Origin of the sequence: Agrobacterium sp. LAD9 (assembly GCF_003031125.1) — a bacterium.
Classification (GTDB): domain Bacteria; phylum Pseudomonadota; class Alphaproteobacteria; order Rhizobiales; family Rhizobiaceae; genus Agrobacterium; species Agrobacterium radiobacter.
Window position 1 is genome coordinate 122,910 of record NZ_PHGS01000001.1, and the last position, 18,698, is coordinate 141,607.

The window sequence follows — 18,698 nt, forward strand, 5'->3', positions numbered from 1 at the left end:
CTTATGCCTCCACGGGTTTGATGCGCGTCGTGCGCGGCAGGCAGACAAATCGGTCGGCGGATGTCAGGATGACGTCGACGCCGCGCGGGAAAGCGGCATTGTTTTCCGCCCACAGCCTCGGGAATATGTCCGGCAGGCCGGTGGGGCTGATGATGTTGACGTGGCGAATGCCGGGGCCAGAGAGCAGCAGTTCCCGTCCACCGTCCAGATCAGGCAACTCGACGATAAGCGTTGTGGAGCGGTCGGGATATTCCTGGCTGCCCTGGGCGAAGAGGCCGAAGGAGGCAATGGCGCTTCCCGCCTCGATGACGGCGAAATGTGCCGCGCTTTTTTCTTCCGTTGCCACTGCCCCGGTGTGAAATCCGATCCAGCCCGGCACCGCGGTTTTGCGCAGCGGGCCGCTCAGCCAGACCGGCGTATCATGGTCGCAAAGCGCCAGCAGAACCGCGCCGGTTGCAACGCCAAGCGGTAGCGGCGGGGCGGCCGCCGTCTCGATGGTCTGCGGTGTGCCCGGACGGGCCATGCCGTCCATCAGCTTTTTGAAAATCCGTTGGGAATCGAAGACGGCGTCAGAAAAACCGCCGGTCAGTGCTTCGGCCTTGACGCTCATCAATCCTCTCCTCGAACCATGGTGAAGAAATCGACCCGGGTGGCGGCAGTTTCCTTGGTCGTGCGCTGTTTTTCCGCGGTCAGCCTTTTTTCGACCGGGGAAAGAAGCTCGGTCTCGATAAAGTCCCGTGTCGGGCTTTCCTGCCAGAGGGCGTCGAAGACGGCGGCATACCAGGCCTTCTTGCGACCGGTGCCGAGAACATGGGCATGGCCGACGGTGCCGGATGCGAGCTTGATCGTTGCCCGGGTAACGGTGGTTTCGCCGAGATTAAAAGGTGCCCCGCCGCCGCCGATACGGCCCTTGACCATGACGAGGCCGGTTTCCGGTCCGCGCACATTTTCCGTCTGCGGGCTGGCGTCCTGCCGGCTCCACACCGTTTCGAGTTCCTGAACGGTGGCGCGGGCAAGAAGGGCCGCCACTCGCTTTCTCTCCGCATGTATATTCGCAGCTTCGTTATTCATCGCTTGACCTCTAATGTCTATTGATATAGACAACTATACAATATAAGCTACAATTAACGTCGATGAATGACAAGCGTGTGACATGAGCCCTGCGGCAGCGATGAAAAGAAAGAACGGCGTGGCGCTCTGGCGGCAGATCGCCGACCGGATCAGAGGCGAGATCGCGGCAGGCGATCACGACGAAACCGGCATGTTGCCGCCGGAAATGGCGCTGGCTGAAAAATTCGGTGTCAACCGCCATACTGTGAGAAGCGCCATTGCCGCATTGGCCAGTGAAGGCATTCTCGAGCCGATGCAGGGGCGTGGCACGATGATCGCCCGCAAGGAGCGCCTGAGTTTTCCGATTTCACGGCGCACGCGATTTACGGAGGGCATTGGCGATCAGGTGAAGGAAATGGAGGCGCTGCTTCTGTCCCACACCACCGAGCCGGCCAATGCCGATCTGGCGGCGCGGCTGCAAGTGCCATCAGGCGCGCCGCTCGTGCGCCTCGAAACGCTGCGCAAGGCGGATAACCGCCCGGTTTCCCGCTCGACCACATGGTTCCCGGCCGACCGTTTTGCCGGAATAGGCGAGGCCTATCAGAAAAGCGGCTCGATCACGGCGGCTTTCCAGATGCTCGGCGTGGCGGATTACGTGCGCATTTCCACCGTCATCTCCGCCAGCCATGCGGATACGCAGGATCTGGCCGATCTCGAATTGTCGCCGGGCGCGATCCTGCTCGTCACCCAGGCGCTGAACGCCGATATGGATGGCGTGCCGGTGCAATACGCCATCAGCCGTTTTTCGGCCGATACGGTCGAATTCACGGTGGAAAATTGAGGTGAAAGCTGCGGCGGAAGCTTATTCCGTCTGCGATAGGCCCAACACATCGAGCATCGAATAGAAGCCTGGCTTCTTGTCGAAGGCCCAGAGCGCTGCCACAATTGCTCCGCGTGCGAAGATGGAGCGGTCGCCGGCATAATGGGAAAGCTCCACGCGCTCTCCCTCTCCGGCGAAGATCACCGAATGTTCGCCAATTACGGAACCGCCGCGCAGCGTGGCGAAACCGATGGTGCCGGTCTCACGCGCGCCTGTATGACCGTCGCGCACGCGAACGGAAGAGGTCGCGAGGTCAACCTTGCGGCCGGCTGCTGCTGCTTCGCCAAGCAGCAATGCGGTGCCCGAGGGCGCATCCACCTTGTGCTTGTGGTGCATTTCAAGGATTTCGATATCCCAGTTCCGCGCATCCAGCGCCTGCGCCGCCTGCTGCGTCAAAACGCTGAGCAGGTTGACGCCGAGGCTCATATTGCCCGACTTGACGATGCGGGCATGGCGCGACGCCGCCTTGAATTTTTCCTCATCTTCCGATGAACAGCCCGTGGTGCCGATGACGTGCACGATGCGAGCCTGCGCGGCGAGGCCCGCAAAGGTGACGCTGGTTGCCGGAGAGGTGAAATCAATCACCCCTTCCGCATGCAGGAAGGCTTGCAAAGGATCGCTGGTGATCTCGACGCCGATCGGGCCGAGACCGGCAATCTCACCGGCATCGCGGCCGACAAAAGCGGAGCCTTCGCGCGCGACGGCGGCATGCAGCTGAACGCCAGGGGTCTGGTGAATGAGGCGGATGAGCGCCTGTCCCATGCGGCCCGCCGCGCCGACCACCACAAGTTTCATGCCGCTGCCCATGCTATCACTCACTTTTCATGTCGGGCGGATCGGAACCCGCCGGTATCGGATGTTGGATGTTTGCGCAGCGACGTTAAAGACCGTCCGCCCGCTTCGCAAGCATCACATAAGAACAGCCCGAGCGATCAGGCTCTCCAGCGTCGCCCGTCCAGCGACAGGCCGAAATCGGATGGCGTTCTCGCATAGGTGGCGAGACCGGAAAGGGCCGCCTGCGGATGGGTGACGACGAAAGTGGGAATAGTGCGCATCAGCGCGCTGTGCGGCGCCTTGTCCTCGAAGGCGGCCCGGAATTCCGGGCTCTTCAGCGCCGGAACGATCTTCTGCGAAATGCCGCCGGCCAGATAGACGCCGCCCTTGGCCATGAAGATCAGCGCGAGATCGCCTGCCACCCGGCCGAGATAGGTGCTGAACAGCGAAAGTGTTTCTTTAGCCTGCGGGTTCTCGCCCGAAAGCCCGTGCGAGGTGATGTCGGCCGGATCGGAAAAGACGGGTTCGATGCCATCGGCTTTGCAGACGGCACGGTAAAGATTGACCAGCCCACGCCCGCAGAGGATCTGTTCGCCGGCGACGCGGCCTTCGATGGTTTCGATATGCGGGAAAACCGCATAGTCGCGTGCGCTTCTCGGGCCGATATCGATATGCCCGCCTTCGCCAGGCACCGGAAACCACATATGGCGGGCATAAACCAGCCCGGCAACACCAAGCCCTGTGCCTGGCCCAAGAACGACGCGCGAAGCCAGCACATCTTTTTTGCCGGAGCCGATGGCGTCGCGGTTATCGTCGTCCAGTGCTGCAATCGCGAGAGCCTGCGCTTCGAAGTCATTGATGACGATGACGTCCTTCAGGCCGAGATTGGCCAGCATGTCCTTCGGTTTGACAACCCAATGGCAGTTGGTGAGCGGAATCTCGTCACCTTCGATCGGGCCGGCAATCGCAAGAATGGTCGAGACCGGCTGAAGCGAGGTCTTGTCCAGAACCGCCTGCTGGATGGCGTCGTCGATCGTCGGATATTCCGCCGTCTTCACGGTGGTGAGGTGCACCGGTTCCGCAAAGGAATCGATCAGAATGGAAAAGCGGGCGTTGGTACCGCCGATGTCGCCAAGAAGGATCGGAAAGGACAGATATTCGGTATCGGACGTCTTCGGCATTGCCTGTTCCATTGTCGGAGTGTCAATTGGCGACGTGGAAGTCGATGAGGTTTTCTGCGGTGGCGCGGTTAAGCGCCATGGGAATGTCATAGACCGTGGCAAGCCGGGTCAGCGCCTTCACGTCAACATCGTGCGGCATGGCTGTCAGCGGATCGGTGAAGAAGATCAGCATGTCGACTTCGCCTGTCGCGATCATCGCGCCGATCTGCTGGTCACCGCCGAGGGGGCCGCTTTTGAGGCGAGTGACTTCAAGTCCAGGACAGGCTTCCTGTACCCGCCCGCCGGTTGTGCCGGTGGCGACGATCCTGAAACCGGCAAGCGCCTTCTGGTGGTGACGGGCGAAATCCGCCATATCGTCCTTTTTCTCGTCGTGAGCGATGAGCGCGATACAGCGTTGTCCTTCCATGGTCCCAGCCTGTCCTCAAAGAATTAAATCGATTTGAAGCCTTCTATAACAGCTTGCCGCCATTTGAAAAGGGAAGCTGTTGAATGCCTCATTTCTGTTTCAGTTCAATGTCGGACGCTGGGTCGGAAGCGGAATATCCGAAGGCGGCTGCAGGGCGGGGGCGGCCTGAATGACCTGTTCCACGCTTTGCTGGCGCGCGGCCGGGGCCTGAACCGGCGCTGGAGAATAGGCCTGGGCGGCAATGCCCTCGCGGTTGGCGGAAGGGGCCGCAGCCACGGCAGCGCAGGCGGAAGGCAGGTCGGAGACCATGACCGGACGCGGTTTCACCGGCTTGGCATTGGGGTCCTTTTTCGGCGGCGCCCATGGTTCCTTGCTGAACCACCACGCAAGCGACTTGTCGCAGCCGTCACCTTTGCCCACGGCCGCCTGCGGTTTGCAATTGGGCGCGCCGGGCGGGCATTCGAGGCGGATGTGGAAATGCTCGTCATGACCATAGATCGGCCTGATCTTGCCCATGAAGGTGCGGTCGCCGGTCCAGGTCTGGCAGAGTTTCTGCTTGATGGCCGGGTTGACGAAGACGCGCTCCACCTGCGGATAGCTTGCCGCCATCATCACCAGCCGGGCATTGAGAGGCGACCATTTGCGGTCATCGACCGTCAGGAACTTGCTCTTGTCCAGCATCGAAATGAAAGGCACCGTTTCGCGCTGCTCCACGGTCAGCCGGGGGGTGGGCATGGGCCGCCACCACACATCGACATCGAGGCCGATCTGGTGCGACGCATGGCCTGTCAGCATCGGGCCGCCACGCGGCTGGGAAATGTCGCCCAGCAGCAATCCCGGCCAGCCGATCTTCTGTGCGTCCTGCGAAAATTGCTCGAGGAAAGAAATAAGCTGTGGTTGGCCCCAGCGCCGGTTGCGGGAAAGGCGCATGGCCTGCCAGCCGGGACCATCAGTCGGCATGGCGATGGCGCCGGACTGGCAGCCCTTGGCATAGGAGCCGATCGGCTGCGAGCCCGTGGCGGAAGGCAGCGCCATATGGCCGAACACTTCTTTTGCGGGCCTGTCCTCGGCCGATGCTGTTTCCATCTGCAACTGCAGTGCGGAGACGACCGAAATCGCCAGCATGGCCGCCTTGAAAACTCTCGATGATCCCGCCGTCATATAGTCGTGCCCGTCCGATCAGATGATTCTCTTCCCCTCAGGATAAACTGGAACGGGATTTTGTTGAAACCATGTTTCGCCCCGCATCTCGCAAACCGGGAAGATAAAGGCGCCGATAAAGAGCTTGTGAGCCGGCGCATCTGTTTTTTGCCAATCTTTGTTTTATGCTCTCTCCAACAAACACGAAAACAGGGACATTCCCCCAATGATATTGGCACCACTGAAATCCCGTCTCCTCATTGCCCTTGCGGCATCCGCCTTGCTGATACCGGCGACGGCCTCCGCACAATCGGCCGATGTATGGCGAAAGGGGATTTCGACGGTCGGGGAACTGAAACATCCCGATGGCTTCGATCATTTTGACTATGTGAACACCAAGGCACCCAAAGGCGGCACGCTTCGTCTGTCGACGACGGGCACCTTCGACACGCTCAATCCGCTGCTCGCCAAGGGTGAGGCGGCGACGGGCCTTTCGCTGGTTTTCGATACATTGATGAAGTCGACGGAAGAGGAGCTGTCTGCCTCCTACGGCCTGCTGGCCGAGGGGGTGAGCTATCCCGACGATATTTCGAAGGCCACCTTCCGGCTGCGTGCGGACGCCAAATGGGCTGATGGCAAGCCGGTGACGCCAGAGGATGTCGTCTTCAGCTTCGAAAAAGCGAAGGACCTCAGCCCGCAGCTCGCGACCTATTACATCCATGTCACCAAGGCAGAGGTGAGCGGCGAAAGGGACATCACCTTCACTTTCGATGAAAAGAACAATCGCGAATTGCCGCAGATCGTCGGCCAATTGCTGATCGTTCCCAAACACTGGTGGGAGGCCGCCGGTCCGGACGGCAAGCCGCGCGACATCTCGCGCGGCACGCTCGAGCCGGTCATGGGCTCGGGCCCCTACAAGATTGCGTCAGTCTCTCCCGGCTCCACAATCACCTATGAACGCCGCGACGACTACTGGGGCAAGGACGTCAATGTGAATGTGGGGATGAATAATTTCAAAACCATCGCCTACACCTTCTTTGCCGATCAGGATGTGGACTTTCAGGCCTTCAAGTCCGGCACCGTCGATTTCCGGCAGGAAGCCTCCTCCAGCCGCTGGGTCACCGGTTATGATTTTCCGGCCGTCAAGGAGGGCCGCGTCAAGAAGGAAGAGCTGCCGAACATCTATCGTTCCGTCGGCATCATGCAGGCCTTCGTGCCGAACATGCGCAGGGAGAAGTTCCAGAACCCGAAACTGCGCAAGGCGCTCAATTACGCCTTCGATTTCGAGGAGCTGAACCGGACGCTGGCCTATGGTCAATTCCAGCGCATCAACAGCTTCTTCATGGGCAGTGAACTGGCCTCTTCCGGACTGCCGACCGGTCGCGAGCTCGAAATTCTGCAGGAGCTGAAGGATCAGGTTCCGCCGGAAGTCTTCACGACAGAATATCGCAACCCGGTCGCCGGTGATCCGGCCAAGCAGCGCGACAATCTGCGCGAGGCGGTCAAGCTGATGAAGGAGGCCGGTTACGAACTGCGCGGCAACCGCATGGTCAATACGGCGAGCGGACAGCCGCTTGATATGGAGTTTCTGATCGATTCCGCCGGCATGGAAAGAACCATCCTGCCCTATGTCCAGAACCTGAAGAAGATCGGCATCAACGCGACGATCCGCACGGTCGACGCCTCGCAATATACCAACCGCACCCGCAGTTTCGATTATGACGTGATCGTCAAGCTCTGGGCGACCTCGGCGAACCCGGGTAACGAACAGGCGGATTTCTGGGGCTCGGCCGCCGCCGATCGGCAGGGATCCAATAATATTGCCGGAATCAAGAACCCGGCCGTTGATGCGTTGGTCAGGAAGGTCATCTTTGCGCCCAACCGCGATGAGCAGGTGGCCGCAGCACGCGCTCTCGACCGGGTGCTGCTGGCCAACAGCTATGTCATACCGCAATTTTACCGTGGCGAGATGTTCATCGCCTACTGGAATACGCTCATTCGCCCGGAAAACCTGCCCGAATATGGTGTCGGTTTTCCTGATGCATGGTGGTCCAGCCAGGCCGGAAACTGACGCCGGCCTTGCTTTCGCGGCAAAGGCTTGATTCACATAGGGCGAGACGAATCGCTTAAAGCGCGCAGGCAGCGCTTTCAGGAAAGGACCGGGTTTGACAGAAACGAAAACCGCTGACGTATCGGCCGGGAGCAAGGGCTGATGGGCGCCTATATCCTCAGACGTCTGGCGCTGATGATCCCGACCATTATCGGCATTATGGGCATTTCGTTTCTCGTCATCCAGTTCGCGCCCGGCGGGCCGGTGGAACAGGTCGTCGCGCAGCTGACGGGGCAGGGCGACAGCGCTTCCGACCGTCTCTCCGGCGGCGGCGATCTTCTCGGCCAATCCGGCGGTTTCGATGAAAGCGGCTCGAAATATCGCGGCGCGCAGGGGCTCGATCCGGAGCTGATCGCCAAGCTTGAGAAACAGTTCGGTTTCGACAAGCCGCCGCTCACCCGCTTTCTTGAGATGATGTGGAATTACATCCGCTTCGATTTCGGCGACAGCTTCTTCCGAAATTCCTCTGTCATCGATCTCATCATCGACAAGCTGCCGGTGTCGATGTCGCTCGGTTTCTGGATCCTGATCATTTCCTACATCATCTCCATTCCGCTCGGCATCAAGAAGGCCGTTTCCGATGGCTCGACTTTCGATGTCTGGACATCAGGCATCATCATCATCGGTTATGCGGTGCCGAGCTTCCTGTTCGGCATTCTTCTCATCGTTCTCTTCGCCGGCGGCTCGTTCTTCGACTGGTTCCCGCTGCGTGGTCTGGTGTCGGATAATTTCGCGCAGCTGAACTGGTGGCAGAAGATCATAGACTATTTCTGGCACCTGACCCTGCCGCTGATCGCGCTGTCGCTCTCGGCTTTTGCGACGACGACGCTTCTGACGAAGAATTCCTTTATCGACGAGATCAAGAAGCAATATGTCGTCACCGCCCGCGCCAAGGGTCTCACCGAACGCAAGGTTCTTTATGGCCATGTCTTCCGCAACGCGATGCTGATCGTGATCGCCGGTTTTCCGGGTGCCTTCATCTCGGCCTTCTTCACCGGTTCGCTGCTGATCGAGAATATCTTCTCGCTGGATGGCCTTGGCCGCCTTGGTTATCTGTCGGTCGTCAACCGTGACTATCCGATCGTGTTCGGCACACTCTTCATCTTCTCGCTGATGGGCCTCGTGGTCGGCCTGATTTCCGACCTGATCTATACATGGATCGATCCACGTATCGACTTCGAGCGGAGGGACGTGTGATGACACTTGCCCATACCGCAGAAACGGAAACGCTGGTGAAACCGAAGCGCCCGTGGTTTTCGCCAACCACCAAGCGCCGTTGGCAGAATTTCAAGGCAAACCGGCGCGGTTACTGGTCCTTCTGGCTGTTCCTGATCCTGTTTTTCCTGAGCCTGATCGCGGAATTCATCGCCAATGACAAACCCGTCCTCGCCTCCTACAAGGGTGAGATTCTGGTGCCGGTCATGGTCGATTATCCGGAGGAAAAATTCGGTGGGTTCCTGGCCCAGACCGACTACAAATCCTCCTTCATTCAGGATGAGATCAACGCCAATGGCTGGATGATCTGGCCGCCGATCCGTTATTCCTATCAGACGGTCAATTCCAATATTCCGCATTCCGCTCCCACCGCGCCCTTCTGGCTGATGGATGAAAAGGAACGGTGCTCGGCCTATCCGCAGGGCAATGCCGATCCCGGCTGCACGCTCGGCAATCTCAACTGGCTTGGAACGGACAATCAGGCGCGCGACGTCACGGCGCGGATGATCTACGGCTTCCGTATTTCCGTTCTTTTCGGCCTGACGCTCACCATCGCGTCCGCCCTCGTGGGGGTCACGGCCGGCGCCATTCAGGGTTACTTCGGCGGCTGGACGGATCTGCTTCTGCAGCGTTTCATCGAAATCTGGTCGTCAATGCCGGTGCTTTACATCCTGCTCATCATCGCGGCCATCCTGCCGCCGGGCTTCTTCGTGCTGCTCGGCATCATGCTGCTCTTTTCATGGGTTGGCTTCGTCGGCATCGTCCGGGCCGAATTCCTGCGTGCCAGAAACTTCGAATATGTCCGCGCCGCCCGCGCCCTTGGCGTCGGCAACTGGACGATCATGTTCCGGCATCTTCTGCCCAACGCCATGGTGGCAACGCTGACCTTCCTGCCCTTCATCCTGTCCGGTTCGATCACCACATTGACCTCACTCGATTTCCTCGGCTTCGGCATGCCGCCGGGATCGCCGTCGCTGGGCGAGATGATCGCGCAGGGCAAGAACAATCTTCAGGCGCCTTGGCTTGGTCTCACCGCCTTCTTCACCATGTCCATCATGCTCTCCCTCCTTATCTTCGTCGGCGAGGCGGTTAGAGACGCCTTCGACCCACGCAAGACGTTCCGGTGATCGCCATGACGGAAACAAATATTCAGCCGCTTCTCTCTGTCCGTGATCTCTCCGTCGCCTTCCATCAGGGCGGCGCGACCAGCATCGCCGTCGATCAGGTCTCCTTCGACCTGATGCCGGGCGAAGTCGTCGCCCTCGTTGGCGAATCCGGTTCCGGTAAGTCGGTCACGGCGAATTCCATCCTCAAATTGCTGCCCTATCCGGCAGCGAGCCATCCTTCGGGGAAAATCCTGTTCGACGGCAAGGATATGCTGACCCTGCCGGAACGTGCGCTTCGCGCCGTGCGCGGCAACGACATCACCATGATCTTTCAGGAACCGATGACCTCGCTCAACCCGCTCCACACCATCGAGCGGCAGATCGGTGAGATTCTGGAGCTGCATCAGGCGATTACGGGCGCGGAGGCGCGGGCGCGTACGCTGGAACTGTTGCTTCAAGTGGGCATTCGCGAACCGGAAAAGCGCCTGAAGGCCTATCCGCATGAATTGTCCGGCGGCCAGCGGCAGCGTGTAATGATCGCCATGGCGCTTGCCAACCGGCCGAAACTGCTCATCGCCGATGAACCCACGACGGCGCTTGACGTGACGGTTCAGGCCCAGATTCTCGAGCTGCTCGGTGATCTGAAAACGCAGCACGGCATGTCCATGCTGTTCATCACCCATGATCTCGGTATCGTCCGCAAATTTGCCGACCGCGTCTGCGTCATGACCAAGGGAAAGATCGTCGAGACCGGCACGGTGGAGCAGGTGTTTACCGATCCGCAACACGCCTATACCCGCCATCTTCTGGCTGCAGAACCGAAGGGTGAGCCGCCGCTTTCCGACGCCAGCAAATCCGTGGTCATGCAGGGCGACGACATCAAGGTCTGGTTCCCGATCAAGGCGGGGCTGATGCGCCGGGTGGTCGACCATGTGAAAGCGGTCGACGGCATCGATATCACCCTGCGTGCAGGCCAGACGGTGGGCGTGGTGGGCGAATCCGGCTCGGGCAAGACGACGCTCGGTTTGGCTCTCTCGCGGCTGATCGCGTCTGAGGGACGTATCAGCTTCATCGGCCAGTCGATCGACCACTATTCCTATGAAATGATGAAGCCGCTCAGAAACCGGCTGCAGGTGGTGTTTCAGGACCCTTATGGTTCGCTCAGCCCGCGCATGTCCGTAGGCGAGATCGTCGCCGAGGGCCTGAAAGTGCATGAGCGATCTCTTTCGGCCGACGAGCGCGATACCCGTGTGGCCACTGCGCTGGAAGAGGTCGGCCTCGATCCGGCCACCCGCTGGCGGTATCCGCATGAGTTTTCCGGCGGTCAGCGCCAGCGCATCGCCATTGCCCGCGCCATGGTGCTTAAACCCCGTTTCGTCATGCTGGATGAGCCAACATCCGCGCTCGACATGAGTGTGCAGGCGCAGGTGGTCGATCTCTTGCGCGATCTCCAGGCAAAGCACGAACTGGCTTATCTTTTCATCAGCCACGATCTGAAGGTGGTGAAGGCGCTTGCCAACGACCTGATTGTCATGCGCCACGGCAAGGTGGTGGAGAGCGGTCCGGCGGCGGATATTTTCGCCAGCCCGCAGCAGGACTATACCAAGGCGCTGCTGGCGGCGGCCTTCAATATCGAGGCGGTGAAAACGAAAGCGGTCAGCCAGTAAGGCGCGTCGAATTTTCCATTAAGGCAATGATTTTTCTGTTGCTTCGCGGAAAATGCCGACCCATGTTGCGATGGACGTGACATGGAAACGGATTGATTGCGATGGCAGCGGATGTGGTCGTTTTGGGAGCGGGGATCATCGGGGTCTCTGTCGCTTTGCAACTGGCCCGGAGGGGCAAATCGGTAGTGCTGGTGGACCGGCGCGGACCGGGCGAAGAGACCTCTTTCGGTAATGCGGGGCTGATCCAGAGAGAGGGCGTGGTACCTTATGGCTTCACGCACGACCTTGCGCTGCTGCTGCGCTATTCGCTGAACAACAGGATCGATGTCCGTTATAGGCCCTCTGCCCTGCCGAGAATGGCGCCTTTCCTCGGCCGTTACTGGTATAATTCCGCAGCCATGCGGCATGCCACGATCGCTCGCGCCTATACGCCGCTGATCGAACATTCAGTTTCCGAGCACAGCATCCTGATCGACGAGGCCAAGGCCGGCGATCTGATCGTGAAAAATGGCTGGATGCAGGCCTATAGGACCGCCGCAAGGCGGGACGCTGATTATGCCTTTGCCGAGCGTCTTTCGCGCGAGCACGGCATATCCCACACCAAACTCGATGCCGAAAAGCTGGCCGCGGCCGAACCGCATCTCAGCCGGGATTTCGTCGGCGGGCTGAAATGGGATGACCCGTGGTCGGTGCTTGATCCGCACGCGCTGACGCTTGCCTATGTCAAACTGTTTGAAAGCCTCGGCGGAACTTTTATCCGGGGCGATGCCTTCACCCTCAGCCAAACGACAAGCGGCTGGACGGTGCGCACCGAGACCGGCGCGGTCGAGGCCGAACATGCCGTCGTGGCGCTTGGTCCCTGGGCGGATACCGTCACGGAACGGCTGGGTTACCGCTTCCCGCTCGGCGTGAAGCGCGGTTATCACATGCATTATGCGCCGCAGGAGGGCACGAAGCTCAATAACTGGCTGATCGATGCCGAACGTGGGTATTTCCTTGCGCCGATGCGAAAGGGTATCCGCCTGACAACGGGTGCGGAATTTGCCGAGCGCGATGCACCGAAATCTCCCGTGCAGATCGAGCGGGCGGAACGGGTGGCGCGCACCGTCTTTCCTCTTGGCGGCAGGCTGGATGCGGAACCGTGGATGGGCGCGCGGCCCTGCACGCCGGATATGATGCCGATCATCGGCAAAGCACCGCGTCATAAAACATTGTGGTTTGCTTTCGGGCATGCCCATCACGGCCTCACGCTTGGGCCGATCACCGGCCGTGTGCTGGCGGAAACCATGCTGGGCGAAACGCCTGTTATCGCCATCGACGCCTATCGCCCGGAAAGGTTCAATCCCTGATAGCTAAATCCGCTGGCCTTCCGGGGACAGGCCACGTAACATGGTCAAGTGCAAAGGGGAAAAGGGGCAAACGTCATCATGGTGGCGAGGTTTCTCATCTATCAGCAGCAGGACGATTTTCGTTAGCGACCTTCGCTGCGCATGAAACGAGATGGAAACGGCTTGCTGGTGCATGATGGATGATATTGAAAACGCAAAGAAATTTTTCGCCGATAACCCCGATATCGAAATACTTGAAGCTTTCGTCATAGACGCGAATGGTGTGCCGCGCGGCAAGTGGATTCCGCGCGAACGGGCAATCGACGTTCTTGAAAAGGGAATGGCTATCCCCCGTTCCGTTTATGCGTTGGATATATGGGGGCGGGATGTGCATGCCGCAGGTCTTGCGGAAGGCACGGGCGATCCCGATGGTTTTTGCTTCCCCGTTCCCGGCACGCTGTCGCGGGTCACATGGCTTGGCAGGCCTACGGCACAGGTTCTGCTGGCGATGAAAAATCCGGATGGAACCGGTTTTTATGGCGATCCCCGGCACGTTCTGGCGCAGGTTCTGAGCGCCTATAAAAAGGCCGGTCTCACGCCGGTCGTGGCGACCGAACTCGAATTTTACCTGATCGATCCCGTCCGCTCTGCACTTGACCCCGTCCGTCCGCCGCATAGCCGCGAGGGCCGGTGGCATACGGGCCAGACACAGGTTCTGTCGATTTCCGAATTGCAGGATTTCGAGGATGTCTTCCATGACATTGCCACAGCCTGTCGGGCGCAGGGCGTTCTTGCCGATACGACGCTGCGCGAAAACGGCCCCGGACAATATGAAATCAATCTCAACCATGTGCCGGATGCCCTGCAGGCCGCCGATTTTGCCGTTTTCCTGAAGCGCATCGTCAAGGGCGTGGCGCGCCGGCACGATCTCGACGCGACCTTCATGGCCAAGCCTTACGGTTTGCAGGCCGGCAACGGCATGCATGTGCATTTTTCCGTTCTCGATAGGGACGGCAGGAACATCTACGCCGGGGAAAATGGCCCGTCGGATGCGCTGATGCATTCGGTTGGCGGCCTCTTGGAAAACATGGGGGAAAGCATGGCGATCTTCGCGCCCCATGCCAATTCCTATCGCCGGCTGACCCCCAGCGAACATGCGCCAACCTATGCCTCCTGGGGCATCGACAACCGCTCGGCGGCGGTGCGTGTCATCGTTGCCAGCAAGGCGGCGACGCGTATCGAACATCGCGTCGCCGGTGCCGATACCAATCCCTATCTCGTTGTCGCGATGATCCTGAGCGCCGCGCTTGCCGGCATGAAGGAGAAACGCCAACCCGGCGGCGCGATTGCCGGCGACAGCCACGCGATCAACCACGAGCCGCTGCCCACCAACTGGGACTATGCATTGCAGCGCTTCACGCGATCGAGCTTTGCCTATGCGACGCTCGGCCAGAAGTACCGGACGCTGTTTTCCGCCTGCAAACAGCAGGAGCTTTCCGAATTTTCCCTGCGTGTAACCGACGTCGAATATGACGCCTATATCAGGACGGTGTGAGATGGCTGAGGTAATGAACATTCCCAATCCCGGCCACACATCCTCCTGGTACGCGGCCTCCGCCAATGTCAAATCCGTGCGGCCGACACTTGAAGGCGCGCTGGAAGCGGATGTCTGCGTCATCGGTGGCGGTTTCACCGGCATTTCCGCAGCGCTTGAACTCAGTGAGCGCGGCTATTCCGTTATCGTTCTTGAAGGTGTGCGGGTCGGCTTCGGCGCTTCGGGTCGCAATGGCGGCCAGATCGTCAACGGCTATAGCCGTGATCTCGAGACCATCGCCGGCCGTTACGGGCACGAAAAGGCGGTGAAGCTCGGAGAAATGTCGCTTGAAGGCGGCACTATCATCCGCAGCCGTATCGCCAAATACGCCATCGACTGCGATCTCGTCGATGGCGGTTTCTTTGCCGCCTTTACGCCGAAACAGATTCGCGAAATGGAAGCTCACAAGGCCCATTGGGAAAAACACGGCCATGGCGGGCTCGAAATGGTCTCCAAGGCGGATGTCGGCCAGTATGTGAAGACGGACCGTTATGCCGGCGGCATGATCGACCGCTTCGGTGGCCACATCCACCCGCTCAATCTGGTGCAGGGGGAAGCGGCGGCGGCTGAAAGCCTCGGTGCACGGATATTCGAAAATTCGCGGGTCATTGCGGTAGAGCAGGGGGAAAACCCTGTCGTGCGAACCGCGACGGGCAGCGTGAGGGCGAAATATGTTCTCGTCTGCGGCAATGCCTATCTCGGTACATTGCTGCCGGAAATCGGCGAGCGGATGATGCCCGTCTCAAGCCAGGTCATGGCGACGGAGCCGCTCGATGCCGATCTGATCGAGGAGCTTCTGCCCGCCGATTATTGCGTCGAGGATGCCAACTATATTCTCGATTATTACCGCCGCACCTCGGATAATCGCCTGCTCTATGGCGGCGGCATCGGTTATGGCGGCAGCGACCCTGCCGATCTGACGGGCGTGATCCGGCCGAACATGCTGAAGACCTTCCCGCAACTGGAAAAGACGAAGATCGACTTCGCCTGGAGCGGCAACTTCGCGCTGACCCTGACGCGCATCCCGCATATGGGCAGGCTCTCGGACAATATCTATTTTTCGCATGGCGACAGCGGCCATGGCGTCACGACCACGCATCTGCTTGGCAAGATATTGGGCGAGGCCGTTGCCGGTCACGCTGAACGTTTCGATATCTGGAGTTCGCTGCCGAACTATCCGTTCCCGGGCGGCAAGACGTTCCGCGTGCCGCTGACCGTGCTTGGTGCATGGTGGTACGGCATGCGCGACAGGCTCGGATTTTAGAACGTTACCGCCTTCAAACCGGAAAGTGCGTTTTTCGCAATATCCTCGGGTGTGGTGTCGATGCTGACGGTTACGACGCCCGGTTCGCCAGTCGGCACTTCCAGCGTGGCAAGCTGGGTCTGCAGCAGCGAAAGCGGCATGAAATGGCCCTTGCGTTCACCCATGCGCCGGCTGAGAAGTTCCAGGCTGCCATCCAGATAAACGAAGGCAAGCGGGCCGCCGGTAGCCTTGCGAAGCCGGTCGCGATAGATTTTCTTGAGCGCCGAGCAGGAAACGACGACACCGTTATTTTCGCTGCCCTTGCGCAGTTCCGCGCCGATCAGATCGAGCCAGGGCCAGCGATCTTCGTCAGTCAGGGGAATACCCTCGGACATTTTATCGACATTGGATTTAGGGTGAAGCTTGTCGCCCTCGATGAAGGCAATACCCAGTTTTTCCGCCAGTTCCTCTGCGACCGTGGACTTGCCAGAGCCGCTCACTCCCATCACGACAATTGCCTGTGTCACCCGAACCTCTGATATTTCTGTTTCGACGGTCAGCCCCTAACATGTGCGGCAGATATCGGGAATACAAAAATGCGGGGCTTGCCCATGTCAGTGCCCGGTTTTGCGGGCTGCGGCTTTTTCCAGCGCGGAAAAGCCGGTGTGAATCAGGATCGCCAGCGCCGCAACGATAAGCCCGCCCTGCAGAATGAAGGCGAGGTTGTTGGATTGCAGACCGGCAATGATCACTTCACCGAGCGTATGCGCCGCGACTGTCGAGCCGATGGTAGCGGTGGAAAGGCTGATGACCGCCGAAAGCCTGATGCCCGCCAGAATGGCCGGGAGGGCAAGCGGCAATTCCACTTTGACAAGCCGTTGCCAGCCGGTCATGCCGCTGCCTCTGGCGGCATCCATCACGGTGGCGGGCAGGGTGGTCAGCCCTGTCAGCGTATTTTCGAAAACTGGTAGCAACGCATAGAGAAACAGCGCAATGAGCGTGGGTTTTTCGCCAAAACCGATTATCGGTACGGCAAGCGCCAGCACCGCCACGGGCGGAAAAGTCTGGCCGATATTGACGATGCTGCGCGAGAGCGGCAGGAAATCCGTCCCGAATGGCCGGGTGACGAGAACCGCAAGCGCGCCCGCCGTCAGTGTGGCGAGCCCGGTCGCAATCGCGACTGTGGTTAGATGTGACAGCGTCAGGGAAAAGAGATTTGCCTGCGTGTAGATCGCCGGCGCATTGGCCTGCACGAGAGGGCGGAACAGCGGTGCGAAGACCTGCGGCACGGCGAGGAAGATGATCAGCGCCAGCGTCAGGAAACCGAGGGCAAACAGGGATAAGGCGTTTTTCATGGGGCGCCGGCGGCACGCTGGAGGAGAACGTCACGCCGCACCCGGCCGGCGTGTTGCCCGTTAGCCTTGATTACCGGCAAGGCATCGCGGCCCGCCCATAACATTGCCGACAGGGCGTCGCGCTGGCTTGTATGTTCGGTGAGCGGTTCACCCTCGGCACTTCCCGGCTCCACGATGTCTGCAACGGAGAGAACCGAAAGCAGTTTCAGCGCCCGTTCGTTTTCGCCGATCATGGTGCGGACAAAATCCGTCGCCGGTTTCAGCACGAGCTCGGATGGCGGGCAGTCCTGCACGATGCGGCCCTTGTCCATCACGGCGATACGATCCGCCAGATGAAAAGCCTCGTCCATATCATGCGTGACGAGAACGACCGTCACACCGAGCTTCTTCTGGATATCGAGAAGATCGTTCTGGGCCTTGGCGCGGATCACCGGGTCCAAGGCGCCGAAGGGCTCGTCCATCAGAAGAATGTTGGGTTCTGCGGCCAGTGCACGCGCCACGCCGACGCGCTGCTGCTGGCCGCCTGAGAGTTCATGTGGGAAACGGTCGGCATAGAGCGCGGGGTCAAGCTGGAAGAGGTGCATCAGCGCATCGATCTTGGCCGCGATGCGCTTGCGGTCCCAGCCGATCAGCTGCGGCACGGTCGCGATATTTTCGGCGACCGTCCGGTGCGGAAACAGGCCATGGCCCTGAATGGCATAGCCTATCTGGCGGCGCAGTTTGAAGCCGGGTATCGCGCTGACATCCTCTCCGTCGATCCGGATCATGCCGGAGGTTGGCTCCACCAGCCGGTTTATCATGCGCAGCAGGGTGGTTTTTCCCGACCCCGAGGTGCCGACGATGACGGTGACGGTGCGCGGCGCTACCGTTAGCGATACCTGATCCACGACGGTCGTATCGCCATATCGTTTCGTGATGGTGTCGATCTCGATCATGCCTTTTTCCTTCCGCCTGCGCTGAAGAGATTGCTGTCGATGAGGGCATCGAGTGTTATCGCGGCGGCAAAGCCGAGAAGAACGGTGGGCACGGTGCCAAGCAGCACGAGATCCATGGCCGTCTGCCCGATGCCCTGAAACACGAAAACGCCAAAACCACCGCCGCCGATCAGGGCCGCGATCGTCGCCAGCCCGATATTCTGCACCAGCACGATGCGAATACCGGTGAGGATGACCGGCATGGCCAGCGGAAATTCCACCCGCAGCAGCCGTTGCACCGGTGTCATGCCAAGGCCGCGCGCCGCTTCCCGCACCGCCTGCGAAACCCCGGCAAGGCCGACCACCGTGTTGGAAACCACCGGCAGCAGCGAATAGAGAAACAGCGCCACGAAGGCGGGCGCCATGCCGATGCCGGCAATGCCGATCTTCGCTGCACCCGGGACCGTGGCCGCGATCCATCCGAGCGGCGCGATCAGCAAACCGAAAAGGGCGATGGAGGGGATGGTCTGGACGATATTGAGGGTATTCAGCACCCCCGCCCGCAGCCGTTCGACCTTGTAACAGAGGATGCCGAGCGGAATACCCGCGATGGTCGCCGCGATCAGCGAGCCGATGGCAAGCTCCACGTGCCGCAGGGCCTCGGTCCAGAATATATCGGCCCGGCCGGTATATTCCTTGATGATGGAGAGATCGTTCCAGAGGCCGCTTGTCAGT

At 60.0% G+C, this 18,698-nt stretch carries 18 protein-coding genes; 8 read left to right on the top strand and 10 right to left on the bottom strand.

The features are described 5' to 3' along the window. Nucleotide 1: 1 nt before the first annotated feature. Together phnH and phnG are read right to left on the bottom strand one after the other, a co-directional pair. Complete coding sequence (gene phnH, locus DA915_RS00610; protein WP_162687132.1) at nt 2-610, bottom strand: phosphonate C-P lyase system protein PhnH; 609 nt, start codon at nt 608-610, stop codon at nt 2-4. Next, a complete protein-coding gene (phnG, locus tag DA915_RS00615) occupies nt 610-1,071 on the bottom strand; it encodes a phosphonate C-P lyase system protein PhnG (protein ID WP_035213085.1) in 462 nt (153 codons plus the stop codon). The genes phnH and phnG overlap by 1 nt, the downstream gene beginning before the upstream one ends. Before the next feature lie 82 nt (nt 1,072-1,153). On the opposite strand from phnG, the gene phnF reads away from it, so the two are divergent. Continuing rightward, the gene (gene phnF, locus DA915_RS00620; protein ID WP_003507334.1) at nt 1,154-1,891 is read left to right on the top strand and encodes a phosphonate metabolism transcriptional regulator PhnF; all 738 of its coding nucleotides are present in this window, start codon (nt 1,154-1,156) and stop codon (nt 1,889-1,891) included. A 21-nt stretch (nt 1,892-1,912) separates the two neighbouring features. Here the strand turns inward: phnF and dapB are convergent, their stop codons facing one another. The 4 genes from dapB to mepA all read right to left on the bottom strand — a co-directional run bounded on the left by dapB (nt 1,913) and on the right by mepA (nt 5,452). Next, nucleotides 1,913-2,737, bottom strand: coding sequence for a 4-hydroxy-tetrahydrodipicolinate reductase (gene dapB / locus DA915_RS00625; protein WP_107674794.1), 825 nt, complete (start codon nt 2,735-2,737; stop codon nt 1,913-1,915). A 125-nt stretch (nt 2,738-2,862) separates the two neighbouring features. Continuing rightward, a complete protein-coding gene (locus tag DA915_RS00630) occupies nt 2,863-3,885 on the bottom strand; it encodes a glucokinase (RefSeq protein WP_107674796.1) in 1,023 nt (340 codons plus the stop codon). 22 nt (nt 3,886-3,907) lie between these two features. Then, nucleotides 3,908-4,291, bottom strand: a complete 384-nt coding sequence (locus DA915_RS00635) for a methylglyoxal synthase (protein WP_003507338.1) — start codon at nt 4,289-4,291, stop codon at nt 3,908-3,910. Between the two features lie 99 nt (nt 4,292-4,390). Further along, entirely contained in the window at nt 4,391-5,452 is a 1,062-nt protein-coding gene (gene mepA, locus DA915_RS00640) for a penicillin-insensitive murein endopeptidase (protein ID WP_107674798.1), read from the bottom strand. Between the two features lie 205 nt (nt 5,453-5,657). Here mepA and DA915_RS00645 point away from each other — a divergent pair, with 205 nt between their 5' ends. The 7 genes from DA915_RS00645 to DA915_RS00675 all read left to right on the top strand — a co-directional run bounded on the left by DA915_RS00645 (nt 5,658) and on the right by DA915_RS00675 (nt 15,715). Beyond that, entirely contained in the window at nt 5,658-7,502 is a 1,845-nt protein-coding gene (locus DA915_RS00645; RefSeq protein ID WP_107674800.1) for an extracellular solute-binding protein, read from the top strand. 141 nt (nt 7,503-7,643) lie between these two features. After that, a complete protein-coding gene (locus DA915_RS00650) occupies nt 7,644-8,738 on the top strand; it encodes a microcin C ABC transporter permease YejB (RefSeq protein WP_107674802.1) in 1,095 nt (364 codons plus the stop codon). Then, a complete protein-coding gene (locus DA915_RS00655; RefSeq protein WP_003507348.1) occupies nt 8,738-9,883 on the top strand; it encodes an ABC transporter permease in 1,146 nt (381 codons plus the stop codon). The genes DA915_RS00650 and DA915_RS00655 overlap by 1 nt, the downstream gene beginning before the upstream one ends. A gap of 5 nt (nt 9,884-9,888) precedes the next feature. Further along, on the top strand, nt 9,889-11,529 hold the full coding sequence (locus tag DA915_RS00660; RefSeq protein ID WP_107674827.1) for an ABC transporter ATP-binding protein: 1,641 nt from the start codon (nt 9,889-9,891) through the stop codon (nt 11,527-11,529). A 101-nt stretch (nt 11,530-11,630) separates the two neighbouring features. Then, on the top strand, nt 11,631-12,878 hold the full coding sequence (locus tag DA915_RS00665) for an FAD-binding oxidoreductase (RefSeq protein WP_107674804.1): 1,248 nt from the start codon (nt 11,631-11,633) through the stop codon (nt 12,876-12,878). A 172-nt stretch (nt 12,879-13,050) separates the two neighbouring features. Beyond that, nucleotides 13,051-14,412, top strand: a complete 1,362-nt coding sequence (locus DA915_RS00670) for a glutamine synthetase family protein (protein ID WP_060727103.1) — start codon at nt 13,051-13,053, stop codon at nt 14,410-14,412. A gap of 1 nt (nt 14,413) precedes the next feature. Next, entirely contained in the window at nt 14,414-15,715 is a 1,302-nt protein-coding gene (locus tag DA915_RS00675; RefSeq protein ID WP_192886372.1) for an FAD-binding oxidoreductase, read from the top strand. Here the strand turns inward: DA915_RS00675 and DA915_RS00680 are convergent. The 4 genes from DA915_RS00680 to DA915_RS00695 form a co-directional block, all read right to left on the bottom strand. Beyond that, entirely contained in the window at nt 15,712-16,200 is a 489-nt protein-coding gene (locus tag DA915_RS00680; protein ID WP_003507357.1) for a gluconokinase, read from the bottom strand. The two genes, DA915_RS00675 and DA915_RS00680, sit on opposite strands and share 4 nt — an antisense overlap. A gap of 108 nt (nt 16,201-16,308) precedes the next feature. Continuing rightward, a complete protein-coding gene (locus DA915_RS00685) occupies nt 16,309-17,049 on the bottom strand; it encodes an ABC transporter permease (RefSeq protein ID WP_107674808.1) in 741 nt (246 codons plus the stop codon). Beyond that, entirely contained in the window at nt 17,046-17,984 is a 939-nt protein-coding gene (locus DA915_RS00690) for an ABC transporter ATP-binding protein (RefSeq protein ID WP_107674810.1), read from the bottom strand. The genes DA915_RS00685 and DA915_RS00690 overlap by 4 nt, the downstream gene beginning before the upstream one ends. Further along, a partial coding sequence (locus DA915_RS00695; RefSeq protein ID WP_153064507.1) for an ABC transporter permease occupies nt 17,981-18,698 on the bottom strand: 718 nt, incomplete at its 5' end. The genes DA915_RS00690 and DA915_RS00695, both read right to left, overlap by 4 nt.